Annotated in this window: 1 protein-coding gene; it reads left to right on the plus strand. The window is 72.1% G+C overall.

Annotation, left to right across the window (positions count from 1 at the left end; translation table 11 throughout):
- Window positions 1–62 precede the first annotated feature (62 nt).
- Window positions 63–18281 (plus strand): non-ribosomal peptide synthase/polyketide synthase, encoded by an 18219-nt coding sequence (locus tag OG737_RS23600; protein ID WP_405921939.1) that lies wholly within the window; start codon window positions 63–65, stop codon window positions 18279–18281.
- Window positions 18282–18500 lie beyond the last annotated feature (219 nt).

An 18500-nucleotide genomic window follows, 5' to 3' on the forward strand; every position in this document is an offset into this window, starting at 1 on the left:
GGCACGTATGTCGTTTCGCGTGCGCGGGTTGTCTTTCGTTCGTCTGGATGGTTGTTGTTTCGATGCGTGGGGGAGTGGTTCGGGTGCTGGGGTCGTGGGCTTCGCAGGGTGGCGGCTTCGGGAATGCGGTGCTTCCCGAGGTGTTCGGCGAGTGGGTGGCGCGGACGCCTGACGCGCTCGCCGTGGTGTGTGCCGGCGAGCGGGTGTCCTACGCGGAGCTGGACGTACGGGCGAACCGGCTCGCCCACGAGCTGCTCGCGCAGGGGATCGTGCCCGGATCGCGGGTGGGTGTCTGCCTGCCGCGTGGTGTGGAGCCGGTCGTGGCGCTCCTCGCCGTCCTGAAGGCCGGCGCCGCCGCAGTGCCGCTGGACCCCGAATACCCGGTGGAACGGCTGCAGTTCATGGTGGACGACTCGGATGCGTCCGTGGTGCTGGCCGCGGCCGGCACGGGCCCGGTGGCGGCCGCCGCCGCGGGCGACCGGGTGGTGCTCTGGGAGGACCTGGACCTGGACACCCGGCCGGGGTCGGCGCCGGTGGTGGGGGTGTTTCCGCAGAGTGCGGCGTATGTGTTCTACACGTCGGGTTCGACGGGGCGTCCGAAGGGTGTGGTGCTGCCGCATGAGGGTTTTGTGCGGGTGGTGCGTGATCCGAATTTCGGGCTGGGTCCGGATGATGTGGTTTCGCAGTTGAGTACGTTGTCTTTTGATGCGGGTGCGTTGGAGATGTGGAATGCGCTGCTGAATGGTGCGGCGTTGGCTGTTTCCGTTGAGCGGATGCTGTCGGTGGATGAGCTGGGTGCGTTTGTGCGGGCGCACGGGGTGAGTGTGCTGTGGCTGACGGCGGGGTTGTTCCACGAGGTGGTGGATGCGGATGTGTCGGTGTTCTCGGGTGTGCGGCTGGTGATGTCGGGTGGTGACGCGCTGTCGCCGCGGCATTGCCGGAAGGTCCTGGACGAGGTTCCGGGTGTGCGGCTGGTGAACGCGTACGGGCCCACCGAGGTGTCGATCACGGCGTCTTCGCATGTGGTGGAGGGTCCGGTGCTGCTGGGTGGTCCGGCGCCGGACACCGAGTTGCGGGTGCTGGACGGTGGGTTGCGGCCGGTGGGTGTGGGTGTCGAGGGTGAGTTGTATGTGTCGGGTATTGGTCTGGCGCATGGGTACGGGGGTCGGGCGGGTCTGACGGCGGGCCGGTTCGTGGCGGTGCCGGGTGGTTCGGGCGAGCGGATGTACCGCACGGGTGATGTGGTGCGGTGGGTGTCGCAGGGTGTGCTGGAGTTCGTGGGCCGGGCGGACGACCAGGTCAAGGTGCGCGGGTTCCGGGTGGAGCTGGGTGAGGTCGAGGAGGCGCTCGCGGCGCATCCTTCGGTGTCGCGGGCCGTTGCGGTGGTGCGGGCGGATGCGCGGGGTACGAAGCAGCTGGTCGCGTACGCGGTCGGTGAGGGTGTGAGTGCTGAGGCGTTGCGTGAGTTCCTGGCGTCCTCGTTGCCGGAGTTCATGGTTCCGGCGGTGTGTGTGGTGCTGGATGTGCTGCCGCTGACGGCGAACGGGAAGGTGGACCGCAAGGCGCTGCCGGAGCCTGATCTGTCGCATCTGGCGGAGGTTTATGTCGCTCCGCGTGATGAGCGTGAGGCGGTGGTTGCCGGGGTCTTCGCGGAGGTGCTGGGGCTCGACCGGGTCGGTGTCCACGATCACTTCTTCCGGCTCGGTGGTGACTCCATCCGCGCCGTCCAGGCCGCCTCACGACTGCGCCGCGCGGGCCTGGAGGCGCCGGTCCGGGACCTGTTCGACCGTCCCACCCCGGCCATGCTCGCCGCCGGCATCACCACCGTGGCCGCCCCGCCGCTGACCCCCGCCGTGCGCGGCACCGCCCTGCCGGTGTCCTTCCCGCTGTCGTTCGCGCAGGCTCGCGTATGGCTTGCCGCCGAGATCGACCCCGAGGGCACCGAGTACAACACCGGCGGCGCCGTCCGCCTGCGCGGTGACCTCGACGTCGCCGCGCTCGAAGCCGCCCTCGGCGAGCTCGTCGCCCGCCACGAGTCGCTCCGTACCACCTTCGCCACCGTCGACGGCCAGGGCGTGCAGATCATCCACCCCGCCGCCCCCGTCCGGCTGACCGCCGCAGACTGCCCGCCCGCGGACATCGACCGCGTCGTCCGCGCCCACCACGCAGTCCCCTTCGACCTGAGCACCGGACCGCTGCTGCGTCCGCTGCTCCTCCGGGTGGCCGCCGCCGACCACCTCCTGGTGCTGTCGATGCACCACATCGTCACCGACGGCTGGTCCATGGGCGTCCTGCTGCGCGAACTCGGCGAGCTCTATGCCGGCCGCCCGCCGGCCGAACTCCCGCTCCAGTACGCCGACTACGCCGTCTGGCAGCGCAGGACGCTCACCCGCCCGGTCCTCGACGAGGGTCTGGCCTACTGGCGCGAGCAGCTCGCCGACGCGCCCGTACTGGACCTGCCCACCGACCGCCCCCGCCCCGCCGTCCGCACATCGGCCGGTGCCACGCGCCGCTTCGGCATACCGGCCGACCGGCTGGCCCGCTTCAACCGCATGTGCGAGGAGCAGGGCGTCACCCTGTTCATGGGCCTGGTCGCGGCGGTCCAGCTGGTGCTGTCCCGCTACAGCGGCCAGCGCGACATCGTCGTCGGTACCGCCGACTCCGGGCGCGGGCACTGGGAACTGGAGGACCAGGTCGGGTTCTTCGTCAACACCCTCGCCCTGCGCACCCGCGTGGACGAGGACGCCACCGGCGCCGCCCTGCTGGCGTCCGTACGGGAGACGGTCCTCGACGCCTTCGCGCACGCGGCCGTCCCCTTCGACCGCGTCGTCGACGCCGTCGTCACCGAGCGGGACCCCTCCCGCACCCCCCTCGTCCAGGCCATGGTGCTGCTCCAGAGCATGCCCGGTGGACTCGGCGACTCCGGTGGCCTGCGGTGGAGCGAACACCCCCTGGACATCGAGTCCGCGCAGTTCGACCTGCTGGTCGCCTTCGAGGACAACGGCGGCGCGTTCGGCGGCCTGATCAACTACAACACCGACCTCTTCGACGGGACCACCGTCGACCGCATCGCCGCCCACGTGGTCACGGCACTCACCGAGCTCGGCGAGCCCGCCGCCGCGCAGCTGCCCCTCGCGGCGGTCGTGCCGACGCTGACCGCCGACGAGCGCACGCGCATCCTGGACGAGTGGAACGCCGGTGACGAGCGGGCACCCGCGCTCACGATGGCGGGTCTGTTCGAGGCGCGAGCGGCCCGCGACCCGCAGCGGACCGCGGTCGTCGACGGCGAACTCACCCTCACCTACGCCGAGCTGGGCGCCCGCGCCGACCGGCTCGCCCACGCCCTGCGCGCCCAAGGGGTGCACACCGACGTGGCGGTCGGCGTCTGCCTGCCGCGCGGAGTGCGCTGGCTGACCGCGTTGCTCGCCGTCGCCAAGGCGGGCGGCGTCTACGTGCCGCTGGACCCGCAGTACCCGGCCGACCGGCTCGCCTTCATGACCGCCGACGCGGGGATGGTGCTGGTGCTCAGCGACACGGAGACGCTGGACCTCGTACCGGACGTCGCGGTACCGGTCCTGCGCGTGGACGCGGACCTTGACGGGGACGGGGACGGTGCGCTCGCCACCCAGCCGGTGGAGGTCGCGGAGCTGCCCGCCGCGGCTTCGCTCGACGCCGGCGCCTACATGATCTACACCTCCGGCTCCACCGGCCGCCCCAAGGGCGTACTGGTCCCGCACCGCAACGTGGCCGGCATGGCCGCCGCGCACCAGCGGGCGCTGGGCCTGACCATCGGATCCCGGCTGCTCCAGGCCGTCTCGCCCAACTTCGACGTCGCGATGGCCGATGTGCTGGCCGCCTGGCACGCGGGCGCCACCCTGGTCCTGCCCGAGCCCGGCCCGCTGGCGGGCGAGGCGCTCGGTCAGGTGCTGCGCGATCAGCGGATCACCCATCTGGAGATCCCGCCCGCGGCTCTGCAGAGCGTGCCGGACATGGACCTGCCCGAGCTGCGCGGCCTGCTGGTCGGCGGCGAGGCCATGTCGGCGGAGTTCATCTCCCGCTGGGCGCCGGGCCGGGTGCTGCGCAATGTCTACGGCCCGACCGAGACCACGGTCACGGTCACCGCGGGCGACCCGGTGGACGAGTACGGCGCCGACGGCGTCCCCATTGGCCGACCGGTCGCGGGCGCCCGACTGTACGTGCTGGACGCGCGGCTGCGGCCGGTGCCGGCCGGGGTCGCGGGTGAGCTCTACATCGCCGGGCCCGGGGTGGCACGCGGCTACGTACGACGCTTCGGACTGACGGCGGAACGATTCGTCGCATCGCCGTTCAGCGGCTCCGGGGAGCGGATGTACCGGACCGGTGACGTGGTGCGGTGGCTGGCCGACGGACAGCTGGAGTTCGTGGGCCGCACCGACCATCAGGTCAAGGTGCGTGGTTTCCGGATCGAGATCGGTGAGATCGAGTCGGCGCTGGCCGCGCATCCGGACGTGCAGCAGGCCGTGGTGACGGTGCGCGAGACGCGGAACGGGGCCAAGCGGCTGGTCGGGTACGTCGTCGGGGACGGTCTGGACCAGGTGGGTCTGCGTGAGTTCGTTGCCAAGTCGCTGCCGGATTACATGGTTCCGACGGCGTTCGTGGTGGTGGGTACGTTCCCGTTGACGGCGAACGGGAAGGTGGACCGGCGGGCGTTGCCGGAGCCTGATCTGGGTGCGGCTGTTTCGAAGGGGTATGTCGCTCCGCGTTCCGAGGTGGAGCGGGTGGTGGCTGAGGTGTGGGCGCAGGTGCTGGGCGTCGAGCGGGTGGGTGTGCGGGACAACTTCTTCGAGCTGGGTGGCGATTCGATCCTGAGTATTCAGGTGGTGTCGCGGTTGCGGCGGGCGGGGCTGGTGGTTTCTCCGCAGGATGTGCTGGTGCGGCAGACCGTGGCGGGTGTGGCTGCTGTGGTGGGTGAGGCGTCTGCCGTGGGTGCGGTGGAGGTTGTGTCCGGTCCGGTGGTGCTGTCTCCGGTGCAGGAGTGGTTCCTGGAGACGCATCCGGTGGCGCCGGATCACTTCGGCATGTCGATGAACATCCGACTTGCCGAGGGTGTCGATGTGGGTGTGCTGTCGGAGGCCGTGTCGGTGGTGCTGTCGCATCACGAGGGGCTGTGGGTCCGTTTCGCGGACACGGCGGAGGGCTGGCGGCAGTCGGCGGGTGAGCCGGGTGTGGTGGTCGTCGAGCGGGATGTGGAGGGGGTGGTTCAGGAGTCGTTCCGGCTTGAGGGCGGGCCGCTGGTGCGGGCCGTTCTGAGCGGGGACCGGCTGTTGGTCGCGGTGCATCACATGGTGGTGGACGGTGTCTCGTGGCGGATCCTCCTGGAGGACATCGCGCTGGCGTACCGGGATCTGGTGGCCCGCCGTGAGGTGGAGCTGGATGCGGTGTCGTTGTCGTTCCCGGCGTGGACCGCGAAGCTCGCCGCGCACGACTTCTCCGCCCAACAGGGCTACTGGGCTTCGGTCGTCGACGGCGCCGAGCCGTTGGTGGAGGTTGCCGGTGGGGTGAATACCGTCGGGTCGGCGGAGATCGTGTCGGTGGCTCTGCCGGTGGCGGAGACCGAGGCCCTCCTCCAGAAGGTTCCGGCTGTCTTCCGTACGCAGGTCAACGATGTGCTGCTGGCGGTGCTGGGCCGGGTGCTGGGTGAGTGGTCCGGGCGTGAGCGGGTCCTGGTGGACGTGGAGGGCCATGGCCGGGAGGAGTCGGTGATCGGGGCGGACGTTTCGCGTACGGTCGGCTGGTTCACGTCGATCTATCCGGTCGCGCTCGGTGCGAGCGGTGACTGGAGTGAGCAGATCCGGTCGACGAAGGAGATGCTCCGTGCCATTCCCGACCGGGGCATCGGTTTCGGCGCCCTGCGCCACCTGCACGGTGCGGATCTCGCCGATCCGGCCCAGGTCAGCTTCAACTACCTCGGCCGCTACGACGCCGACGGCCACCCCGACGTCTTCGCCGGCATGCTCCCGGTCGAGAACGACCACGCCGCAGGCGAGGAACGCCCGTACCTCCTCGACGTGGTCTCCCGTGTCCAGGACGGGTCCCTCCACGTGGACCTGTACTACTCCACCGCCGTTCACGGCCGCGTCCACATGCAGGCGCTGGCCGAGCGCTACCGGGACGCCCTGGCGGAGGCGGTCGCGTACTGCCTGAGCGAGGGCGTGGGCGGCCGGACGCCATCGGACTTCCCGCTCGTCGCCTGGGACCAGGCCACCGTCGACCGGGTGATCGGCGACGGGCAGGGCATTGCCGATGTCCACCCGCTCTCGCCGATGCAGCAGGGCATGCTCTTCCACTCCCTGGAGGACGCCGAAGGCGCCGCGTACGTCGAGCAGATGTCCTTCGTCCTGGACGGCGTGCACGACACCGACCGCCTTGCCGCCGCCTGGCGCGAGACCGTCAACGCGTCCGACGCCCTGCGCGTGTCCGTCGTCTGGGAGGCGGTCGACGAACCCGTCGCGCTCGTGCACCACCGCGTCGACGTTCCCGTGCACACCGCCGGCTGGACCGCCCTGGACGCGACGCAGCGCGCGGCGGCCCTGGACGAGCGCCGGACCGCCGACCGGGCCGACATCAGCCTCGACGAGGCCCCCCTCCTGCGGATATCCCTCGCCGACCTCGGCAACGGAAGCGCACAGGTCGTGATGACCTTCCACCACGTCCTGCTCGACGGCTGGAGCACCCCGCTGCTGCTCCAGGACGTCTTCACCCGGTACGCGGGCGGGGACCCGGAGGTTCGGCGCCCCTACCGGGACTACCTGGAATGGCTCGGCTCCCGCGACACCGCGGCCGGCCTCGACCACTGGCGCTCCGTGCTCGCCGGCTTCGACACCCCCGTACCCCTGCCCGCCGACCGCCTGCCCGCTCCCGACCACCGCTCCTGGGCCGGCCGCCACCTGGAGGTGGACCTGCCTGGCACCCTCGCCACCGATGTCGGTACGTTCGCGCGCCGTCACCGGCTCACCGTGAACGCGGTGATCCAGGGCGCCTGGGCGCTGCTCCTGTCCGCCTACTCCGGCCAGCGGGACATCGTCTTCGGCGCCACGACCTCGGGCCGCCCGGCTGACCTCGCCGACGCCGAGGGCATGCTCGGCCTGTTCATCAACACGGTTCCGGTCCGTACGGTCCTCGACCCGGCCACGCCCGTCGTCGAGTGGCTCCAGCGGCTCCAGGCCGAGCAGTGGGAGTCCCGCGCCCACGAGTACCTGTCCCTCAGCCAGATCAACACCGTCACCGAAGTACCCGCCGGGACCAGCCTGTTCGACAGCCTCCTCGTCTTCGAGAACTACCCCGTCGACGAGGACATGGGCGCCGGGAGCGGTCTGCGCGTACGCGACAGCTACGGCGAAGGCGGCAGCAGCTACCCGCTCTCCCTGACCGCCTACACCGGCGGCCGCCTGGTCGGCGGAGCCGACCCCGGCGTGACGCTGCGCATGTCGTACGACCCCGCCCTGTTCGAGGACACCACGGCCCAAGACATCGCGGGCAGACTCGGCGGGCTGCTGCGCGCCCTGCTCGACGAGGAGGTGACCGGGCGGATCCCGCTGCTCACGGAAGCGGAGTCGGCGACCATCACGGGCGACTGGAACGACACGAGTCGGCACTGCCCGCCGCGCCTGCTGCCCGAGCTCTTCGCCGAACAGGCCGCCCGTACCCCCGAGGCCCTTGCCGTCGTCACCGAGGACACCTCCCTCACCTACCGGGAACTCGACGAGCGGGCCAACCGGTTCGCGCACCTGCTGCAGCAGCACGGCGTACGGCCGGACACCGTCGTGGCGGTCAGCCTGCCCCGCGGGATCGACCTCGTCGTGAGCCTGCTCGCCGTCGTGAAGGCCGGCGGCGCGTACGTCGCCGTCGACCCGGCCTATCCGGCGGACCGGATCGCCTACATGCTCGGAGACTCCGGGGCCCGGCTGCTGATCTCGGACCGGGCGAACGCGTCCGCGTCCGGGGAAATCGAGGTGGTGGCGCCGGGCACGGCGGACATCGCCCGGCAGCCCGCGACCTCCCCGGGCATCGACACGCTGGTCCAGCACGCGGCGTACATGATCTACACCTCCGGCTCGACCGGCCGCCCCAAGGGTGTGCTCGTCTCCCACGCGGCCATTTCCAACCGCCTGCTGTGGATGCAGTCGGAATACCCCCTGACCGGCGCGGACCGCGTCCTCCAGAAGACCTCGTCGAGCTTCGACGTGGCAGTGTGGGAGTTCTTCGGCCCGCTGATCGCGGGCGCCGGCCTGGTGCTGCCCCGCCCGGACGGTCACCGTGACCCGCAGTACCTGGCGCGCATGATCCGCGACTTCGACGTGACCACCGTCCACTTCGTCCCGTCCATGCTGCGCGCCCTCGTCGCCGAGCCCGCCACCCGGGCCTGCACGGGTCTGCGTACCGTCTTCAGCGGCGGCGAGATGCTGCAAGGCGCACTGCGCGACCAGATCCGCGAGGTACTGCCGCAGGCGACGCTCTACAACCTGTACGGGCCCGCGGAGGCGGCCGTCGACGTGACCTCGCACCCGGCCGAACCGGACACCGCGACCGTGCCCATCGGCCGGCCCGTGTGGAACACCGGCCTGTACGTCCTGGACCCGTGGCTGCGCCCGGTCCCGCAGGGCGTCGCCGGTGAGCTGTACGTCACCGGTGTCCAGCTGGCCCGCGGCTACGCGGGGCGGTCCGGGCTCACGGCCGGCCGGTTCGTGGCCTCGCCGTTCAGCGGCACCGGGGAGCGGATGTACCGGACCGGTGACGTGGTGCGGTGGCTGCCGGGCGGTGTGATCGATTTCGCCGGCCGAGCTGACGACCAGGTCAAGGTGCGCGGCTTCCGGATCGAGCTCGGCGAGGTCGAGGCCGCACTCGCGAACCACCCCGAGGTCGAGCAGGCGGTGGTCGTCGTACGCGAGGACCAGCCCGGCGTGAAGCGGCTGGTCGGGTACGTGGTGGCCGCGAACGTGGCCTCGGCCGGACTGCGGGAGTTCGTCGGGGAATCCCTCCCCGAGTACATGGTCCCGGCGATCTGCGTGGTCCTCGACAGCCTGCCGGTCACGGCGAACGGCAAGGTGGACCGGCGGGCCCTGCCCGAGCCCGACCTGAGCGTCCTGCTCCGGGAGTACACGGCTCCGCGTTCCGAGGTGGAGCGGGTGGTGGCTGAGGTGTGGGCGCAGGTGCTGGGCGTCGAGCGGGTGGGTGTGCGGGACAACTTCTTCGAGCTGGGTGGCGATTCGATCCTGAGTATTCAGGTGGTGTCGCGGTTGCGGCGGGCGGGGCTGGTGGTTTCTCCGCAGGATGTGCTGGTGCGGCAGACCGTGGCGGGTGTGGCTGCTGTGGTGGGTGAGGCGTCTGCCGTGGGTGCGGTGGAGGTTGTGTCCGGTCCGGTGGTGCTGTCTCCGGTGCAGGAGTGGTTCCTGGAGACGCATCCGGTGGCGCCGGATCACTTCGGCATGTCGATGAACATCCGACTTGCCGAGGGTGTCGATGTGGGTGTGCTGTCGGAGGCCGTGTCGGTGGTGCTGTCGCATCACGAGGGGCTGTGGGTCCGTTTCGCGGACACGGCGGAGGGCTGGCGGCAGTCGGCGGGTGAGCCGGGTGTGGTGGTCGTCGAGCGGGATGTGGAGGGGGTGGTTCAGGAGTCGTTCCGGCTTGAGGGCGGGCCGCTGGTGCGGGCCGTTCTGAGCGGGGACCGGCTGTTGGTCGCGGTGCATCACATGGTGGTGGACGGTGTCTCGTGGCGGATCCTCCTGGAGGACGTCGCGCTGGCCTATCGGGATCTGGTGGCCGGCCGTGAGGTGGAGCTGGATGCGGTGTCGTTGTCGTTCCCGGCGTGGACCGCGAAGCTCGCCGCGCATGACTTCTCGGGTCAGCTGGACTACTGGGCTTCGGTCGTCGACGGCGCCGAGCCGTTGGTGGAGGTTGCCGGTGGGGTGAATACCGTCGGGTCGGCGGAGATCGTGTCGGTGGCTCTGCCGGTGGCGGAGACCGAGGCCCTCCTCCAGAAGGTTCCGGCTGTCTTCCGTACGCAGGTCAACGATGTGCTGCTGGCGGTGCTGGGCCGGGTGCTGGGTGAGTGGTCCGGGCGTGAGCGGGTCCTGGTGGACGTGGAGGGCCATGGCCGGGAGGAGTCGGTGATCGGGGCGGACGTTTCGCGTACGGTCGGCTGGTTCACGTCGATCTATCCGGTCGCGCTCGGTGCGAGCGGTGACTGGAGTGAGCAGATCCGGTCGACGAAGGAGATGCTCCGTGCCATTCCCGACCGGGGCATCGGTTTCGGCGCCCTGCGCCACCTGCACGGCGCCGACCTGACCGATCCGGCCCAGGTCAGCTTCAACTACCTCGGCCGTTTCGATGCGGGCGGCCACCCCGACGTCTTCGCCGGCCTGCTGCCCGCCGACGACGACCGCAGCCTCCGCGAAGAGCGGCCGCACGTCCTCGACGTCGTCAGCCGGGTCGTGGACGGCGCGCTGGAGATCCAGCTGCAGTTCTCGACGGCTCTGCACACCCCCGAGGCCATCCGGGTGCTGGCCGAGCGCTACCGGGACGCCCTGGCGGAGGCGGTCGCGTACTGCCTGAGCGAGGGCGTGGGCGGCCGGACGCCATCGGACTTCCCGCTCGTCGCCTGGGACCAGGCCACCGTCGACCGGGTGATCGGCGACGGGCAGGGCATTGCCGATGTCCACCCGCTCTCGCCGATGCAGCAGGGCATGCTCTTCCACTCCCTGGAGGCAACGGACGACGCTGCCTACGTCGAGCAGATGTCCTTCGTCCTCGAAGGCGCCGCCGACATCGACCGGCTCGCCGCCGCCTGGCGCGAGACCGTCAACGCGTCCGACGCCCTGCGCGTGTCCGTCGTCTGGGAGGCGGTCGACGAACCCGTCGCGCTCGTGCACCACCGCGTCGACGTTCCCGTGCACACCGCCGACTGGACCGCCCTGGACGCGACGCAGCGCGCGGCGGCCCTGGACGAGCGCCGGACCGCCGACCGGGCCGACATCAGCCTCGACGAGGCCCCCCTGCTGCGGGTTTCCCTCGCCGCCCTCGGCGGCTCCCGGATCCAGGTCGTGTGGACCTTCCACCACCTGCTCCTGGACGGCTGGAGCACTCCGCGCCTGCTGGAGGACGTCTTCACCCGGTACGCGGGCGGGGACCCGGAGGTTCGGCGCCCCTACCGGGACTACCTGGAATGGCTCGGCTCCCGCGACACCGCGGCCGGCCTTGACCACTGGCGCTCCGTGCTCGCCGGCTTCGACACCCCCGTACCCTTGCCCGTCGACCGGTCGGTCACGGCGCAGAAGTGGGACGCGCGCGGCCACGACGTCGTCATCGACCCCGAAGTGGGCGCCCGTGTGGGCGACTTCGCGCGCCGTCACCGGCTCACCGTGAACGCGGTGATCCAGGGCGCCTGGGCGCTGCTCCTGTCCGCCTACTCCGGCCAGCGGGACATCGTCTTCGGTGCCACGACCTCGGGCCGCCCGGCTGACCTCGCCGACGCCGAGGGCATGCTCGGCCTGTTCATCAACACCGTGCCGGTCCGTACGGTCCTCGACCCGGCCACGCCCGTCGTCGAGTGGCTCCAGCGGCTCCAGGCCGAGCAGTGGGAGTCCCGCGCCCACGAGTACCTGTCCCTCAGCCAGATCAACACCGTCACCGAAGTACCCGCCGGGACCAGCCTGTTCGACACCCTCCTCGTCTTCGAGAACTACCCCGTCGACGACAGCCTCGCCGCGCGGCACGGGCTCACCGTCACCGACACCCAGGGCGGCCTGGCCACCAACTACCCGCTGACCCTGAGCGCGTACACCGGCCGGCACCTGGTCGCCATGGGCGGCACCGCCGCCGAGGTCGCCCTGCGCATCACCTACCGGCCCGAGCTGTTCGACGAGGTGACCGTCCAGGTCCTGGGCACCCACCTGGCTGCCACCCTGGCCGCCCTCACCGAGTCCCCCGACCGCCCGCTGTCCGCTCTGCCCCGGCTGACGCCGGTCGAGCGGACCCGGCTCGCGGCCTGGTCCGGGGCTCTGCCCACGGCCCCGGACCTCACCTTCCAGGACCTCTTCGATGCTCGGGTCGCCGCCCGGCCCGACGCCCCCGCCGTCGTACACGGCGGGCAGGTGCTCACGTACGCGGCCCTGGCCGAGCGCGCGGACCGGCTGGCGGCCGTGCTGATCGCGCGCGGCGCAGGCCCCGAGACCCCGATCGGGGTCTCGATGTCACGCTCCGCAGACCTGGTCGTGGCCGTCCTGGCCGTGCTCCGGGCCGGCAGCGCGTACGTACCGCTGGACCCGCACTACCCCGCCGACCGGCTGCGCTACATGGCCGCCGACTCCGGCATCGGGCTGGTGCTGACCGAGCGCGCCCTCGCCGAGCAGCTCCCGTTCGCCGGGGAGGCCGAACTCCTCGCGGTGGACGGCCCGCTGGAGCCGGCCGCGGCTCCCGCCGTGCTGCCCCGGGCGCCGCTCGCCGCCTCCGCCTACGTGATCTACACCTCCGGCTCCACCGGCCGGCCGAAGGGCGTCGTGGTCTCCCACGAGGCCATGTCCTCCCTCGTCCAGTGGGCGGTGTCCCTCGGCGAGGAAGTCTTCGCCACGACCTGCTTCTCCACCTCGCTCAACTTCGACGTCTCGGTCTTCGAGCTCTTCGGCACCCTCGCCGCGGGCGGCGCCGTCCACGTGATGCGCGACGTCCTGGAGCTCGCCGAGCGGCCGCGGGGCTGGTCGGGCAGCCTGATCTCCGCGGTCCCGTCCGCGCTCGGCGCCGTACTGGCCGAGGACGGCGCCGGCATCTCCGCCGGGCACGTGGTGCTCGCCGGCGAGGCGTTCCCCGCCGCGCTGTACGAGCGGATCCGCGAGGTCGCGCCGGGCGCGGTCATCGGGAACATCTACGGACCCACCGAAGCCACGGTGTACGCGACCGGGTGGTTCTCCGACGCCGAACGGGCCCCCGACACCGGCTCGGTGCCCATCGGCCGCCCGGTCGCGGGCAAGGTCCTGAGGGTCCTCGACCCCTGGCTGCGCCCCGTCCCGGCCGGCGTGTGGGGCGAGCTGTACATCGGCGGCCAGGGCGTGGCCCGAGGCTACCTGGGCCGCTCCGCGCTGACCGCCGAACGGTTCGTCGCCGACCCGGCCGGCCCCGGCGCGCGGCTCTACCGCACCGGCGACGTGGTGCGCTGGCGGTCCGACGGCGTGCTGGAGTACGCCGGCCGCAGCGACGACCAGGTCAAGATCCGCGGCTTCCGCATCGAACTCTCCGAGATCGAGGCGGCGTTGACGGACCTGCCCGAGGTCGACCGGGCCGCGGTCGTGGCCCGCGAGGACACGCCCGGCGTCAAGCGGCTGGCCGCCTACGCCGTCCCCGCCGCCCGCTCCGGCGTCGGCGCCCCGGACCCGGCCGCGCTGCGGGCGGCGCTGGCCGCCGTACTGCCCGAGTACATGGTCCCCGCGACCCTGACCGTGCTGGACGCGCTGCCGCTGAACGCCAACGGGAAGCTGGACCGCCGGGCGCTGCCCGCACCGGACCTGTCGGCCCTCGGCGAGGGGTACGTGGCCCCGCGCACGCCGGGTGAGCAGCTGGTCGCCGAGGTGTTCGGCGCGGTGCTCGGCCTGGACCGGGTCGGCGCCCTGGACGACTTCTTCCAGCTCGGCGGCGACTCCATCATGAGCATCCAGGTGGTGTCGCGGCTGCGCCGGGCCGGGGCGGACGTCTCCGTCAGGGAGCTGTTCGACCACCCGTCGGCCGCTTCCCTCGCCCCCCGCCTGCCCGCCGCGGGCGCACGGCGGGACGTCATCCCGCGGGCCCCCCGCGACGGCGCCCAGCCCCTGTCCTCCGCACAGGCGCGCATGTGGTTCGCCGCCGAACACGACACCGCCAGCGACGAGTACAACTCGGGCCGCGCCGTACGGCTCGGCGGCCGCCTCGACGCCGAAGCGCTGCGCGCGGCGCTCCAGACGCTGGTCGCGCGGCACGAGTCCCTGCGCACCACCTTCGATACGGTCGACGGCCAAGGCGTCCAGGTGATCCACCCGCCCGCCCCCGTCCGGCTGCCCGTGCTCGACTGCCCCGCCGAGGGCGACGGCGGCCTCGACGCGCTCGTGCACGCCCTGCTCGCGGAGCCCTTCGACCTGCGCACCGGGCCGCTCCTGCGGCCCACCCTGATCCGGGTCACCGACGAGGAACACGTACTCGTCCTGTCGATGCACCACATCGTCATGGACGGCTGGTCCCTCGGAGTGATCCAGCGTGAGCTCGGCGAGCTCTACGCGGGCCGTACCCCGGCCGAACCGCCGGTGCAGTACGCCGACTACACCCTCTGGCAGCGCGCGCGGCTGACCCCGCAGCGGCTGGAAGAGGGACTGGGCTACTGGCGGGCACAACTCGCCGACGCCCCGGTGCTGGAGCTGCCCACCGACCGGCCGCGCCCCGCCGAGCGCACCACCCGCGGCGCGAGCTTCCAGACGGTGATCCCGTCCGCACTGCTCCACCGCTTCACGGAGGTCTGCCAGACCCAGGGCGCCACCCTGTTCATGGGCCTGACAGCCGCAGGCCAGGTCCTGCTGTCCCGCTACAGCGGGCAGCAGGACGTGGTCGTCGGCACCGTGACCTCGGGCCGCGACCACGGCCGGCTCGACGACGCCGTCGGCTTCTTCATCAACACCCTCGCCCTGCGCAGCCGGATCGACGAACGCGCCACCACCGCCGAGCTGCTGGCCTCCGTACGCGGCACGGTCCTGGACGCCTTCGCGCACGCCGAGGTGCCCTTCGACCGGGTGGTCGACGCCGTCGTCACCGAACGCGACCCCAGCCGCAGCCCCCTCGTCCAGGCGGCGATCAGTTACGAGAAGCTGTCCGGCGCCCCCGCCCGGCCGGGCGCGGGAGAGCTGAGCTGGCAGGACTACGCGCTGAAGGCCGGCACCTCCCAGTTCGACCTCACCCTCGACTTCGGCGAGGTCGACGGAGCCCTGCTCAGCAACATCGTCTACAACACCGACCTGTTCGACGAGAGCACCGTGCGCCGTCTCTCCGCGCACCTGCTCGACCTCATCACCGCCATGGCCGACGGCCCCGACCGCCCCCTGCGCACCACGCCCCGGCTGACCGGCGCCGAGCACGCCGAGATCATCGGCCGCTGGTCCGACGGCGCCGAAGGCCCCGCGGGTGCGGTGCTGAGCGAGGTCTTCGCCGACCAGGTGGCCCGCACACCGGACGCCGTCGCGGTGGTGTGCGAGGGCGAGCGGCTCACGTACGGGGAACTCGACGCGCGGGCCGACGGCCTCGCCCACGTCCTGCGGGCGCACGGGGTCGGCCCCGAGGTCCGGGTCGGGGTCTTCCTGCCGCGCGGCACCGCCCCGATCGTGACGCTGCTCGCCGTGTTCAAGGCGGGCGGGGTCTTCGTACCGCTCGACCCCGAATACCCGGCGGACCGGCTCGCGTTCATGATGGGCGACTCGGGGCTGCGGCTGCTGCTGGCCACTGCAGGCACCCGTGAGGCCGTCGCGGACGCCGAGGTTCCCGTACTCCTCCTGGAGGAGCTGGAGCGCACGGCCGTCACGGCCCCCGCGGGACCGCCCGCGACGGCCCTGACTCCGCAGAACGCCGCGTACGTGTTCTACACCTCCGGCTCCACCGGCCGGCCCAAGGGCATCGTGGTCCCGCACGCCGGCGTCCTGCGCGTGGCCCAAGACCCCCGGCTGGCCTTCACCGCCGACGACGTGGTCAGCCAGACCGCGACCCTGTCCTTCGACGCGAGCGCACTGGAGATCTGGAGCGCCTTCGCCAACGGCGCCGCCCTCGCCGTCTCCACGGCACGGGTGCTGTCCGTCGAGGAACTCGGCGCGCTGGTACGGACGCACGGCGTGAGCGTCCTGTGGGTGACGACCGGCCTCTTCCACGAGGTCGTCGACGCCGACGTGGAGATGCTGCGCGACCTGCGCATGGTGATGACCGGCGGCGACGTGCTCTCGCCGCGGCACTTCCAGACGGTCGTCGACCGGGCCCCCGGCGTGCAGCTGGTGGCCGCCTACGGACCCACCGAGACCACCATCTTCGCCACGGTCCACCTGGTCGACTGGGAGACCCAGAAGCCGTCGGTGCCCATCGGCACCCCGCTCGGCCAGACCCGGGCGTACGTCCTGGACGCCTGGCTGCGGCCGGTCCCCGTCGGCGTCGCGGGCGAGCTGTACCTCGCGGGCGAGTGCGTGACCCGCGGCTACGCCGGGCATCCCGCGCTCACCGCCGGCCGCTACGTGGCCAGCCCGTATTCCGCGGGCCGGATGTACCGCACCGGTGACGTGGTCCGCTGGCTGCCCGACGGGCAGCTGGACTTCGTGGGACGGGCCGACAACCAGGTCAAGATCCGCGGCTTCCGGATCGAGCTCGGCGAGGTCGAGATCGCGCTGGCCTCCCACCCGGACGTCGCCCAGGCGGTGGTGGCCGTCCGCGAGATCCGGCCCGGCACCAAGCGGCTCGTCGCCTACGCGGCCGGCACCGGCCTGGACCAGGCGGGCCTGCGGTCCTTCGCGGCCGAGTCGCTGCCGGACTACATGATGCCGACGGCCTTCGTCGTCATGGACGCGCTGCCGCTCAACGCCAACGGCAAGGTGGACCGCAAGGCGCTGCCCGCACCCGACCCGGAGGCGGCGGCGAGCACGGAGTACACCGCCCCGCGCACGGAGCGGGAGCGGATCCTCGCCGACGTGTGGGCGGCCGTACTGGGCCTGCCGCGGGTCGGCGTCCACGACAACTTCTTCGAGCTCGGCGGCGACTCCATCCTCACCATCCAGGTGGTGTCGCGGGCCCGCGAAGCGGGACTGGCCATCTCCCCGAAGCAGCTGTTCAAGGCGCCGACCGTGGCCGGCCTCGCCGAGCTGGTCACCGAGGCCGGACAGCCGGACGAGCCCGCCGCGGCCGCAGCGCCGCCGGTCAGCGGCGAGGTGCCGCTGAGTCCCATCCAGCGCTGGTTCTTCGACAGCTTCACCGCGCCCGAGCACCTGACCATGGCGACCTTCGTCGAGCTCGGCTTCACCGGCGTGGACCGCCGCGCCCTGGAGGCGGCCCTCGCCGGACTGCTCCACCACCACGACGCCCTGCGGATGCGGTACATCCGGAAGGATGGGGGCACGGGCACGGGCACGGGGGCGGATGCGGGCACGGGTGCGGCCGGCGCGGCCGGCTGGCGCCAGTACAACCCGGCCTCCGCCCACGGCTCCGTACTGACCTGGCACGACCTGTCGGACGCGGCCGATCCGGAGGCGGAGACCGTACGGGCCGTCGCCGCCGCGCAGGGCAGCCTGAGCCCGGAAGACGGCCCGCTAGTGAAGGCCGTCCTCTTCGAATACGGCGGGGACCGGCGCCCCCGGCTCTTCGTCACCGTCCACCACCTGGTCGTCGACGGCGTGTCCTGGCGCATCCTGCTGTCGGACCTGGCCACCGCGTACGAGCAGGCGCGCGCCGGACGTCCCGTCGACCTCGGGGCGAAGACCACTTCGTTCCGGGACTGGACGCGGGCGCTGGTCGCGCACACCGAGGCGGGCACGGTGGACGACGAGGTCCCGTACTGGAACGAGCTCGCCGAGGGCGGGACCGGCCGGCTGCCGGTCGACCTGGACGGCGGGAACCTGGACCGGCACCGTGCCGTCGCCCGCGCCACGCTCGACGCCGAGACCACCAGGCGGCTCCTGCAGGAGGTTCCCGGCCGCTACCGCACGCAGATCAACGACGTGCTGCTGTCGGCCCTCGGCCGGACGCTCACCGGGTGGTCCGGAGCCGACAGCGTGCTGGTCACCCTGGAGGGCCACGGCCGCGAGGAGATCCTCGACGGGGTGGACCTCTCGCGCACGGTCGGCTGGTTCACGACGCAGTTCCCGGTCCGCCTGCCCGCCCCGGCCGGGCCGGCCTGGCGCCCGCAGATCAACCAGGTCAAGCGCCTGCTGAGGGCCGTACCGCAGCGCGGCATCGGGTACGGGCTGCTGCGCCACCTCCGCGGCACCCTCGCCGAGGGGCCCGCGCCCGAGGTCAGCTTCAACTACCTCGGCCAGTACGACACCGCCGACGCCGGAGACGGCTTCTACGGGGCACCCGTCCCGTACGAGGCGCCGACGGCACCGGCCACGGAGGAACGCCACCACCTGCTGGACGTCGTGGCGATCGTCTCCGAGGGCCGGCTGGAGGTCCAGGTGATGTACGCGACGGACACCTACCGCCCCGAGACGGTGACCGCGCTCGCGGAGCACTTCGTCGCCGGGCTGGAGGAGATCGTCGGCGCCGGATGACCCCTGTTGGTTCCGGAGCCGGTTCCGGCTGATTCCGGCCGGCCGCGCGGGAGGGGAAGGGCATTGCCCATCCCCTCCCGCGCGCGTTTCCGCGGGCATTTCAGCCTCCGCTGAAGAATGAATTTGGCTGTGCCTTTAGTTCGTTGTGCCGGGCGCCTTGTTGATGGTGTGCTCGATTGCTGATCGATTGGGTTTTCTATGCGTGGGGGAGTGGTCCGG

It is taken from the genome of Streptomyces sp. NBC_00122, from assembly GCF_045160845.1.
Classification (GTDB): Bacteria; Actinomycetota; Actinomycetes; order Streptomycetales; family Streptomycetaceae; genus Streptomyces.

Excerpts from the sequence above, each read along its gene's own strand:
- OG737_RS23600 (WP_405921939.1), top strand. The coding sequence starts at position 63 with ATGCGTGGGGGAGTGGTTCGGGTGCTGGGGTCGTGGGCTTCGCAGGGT.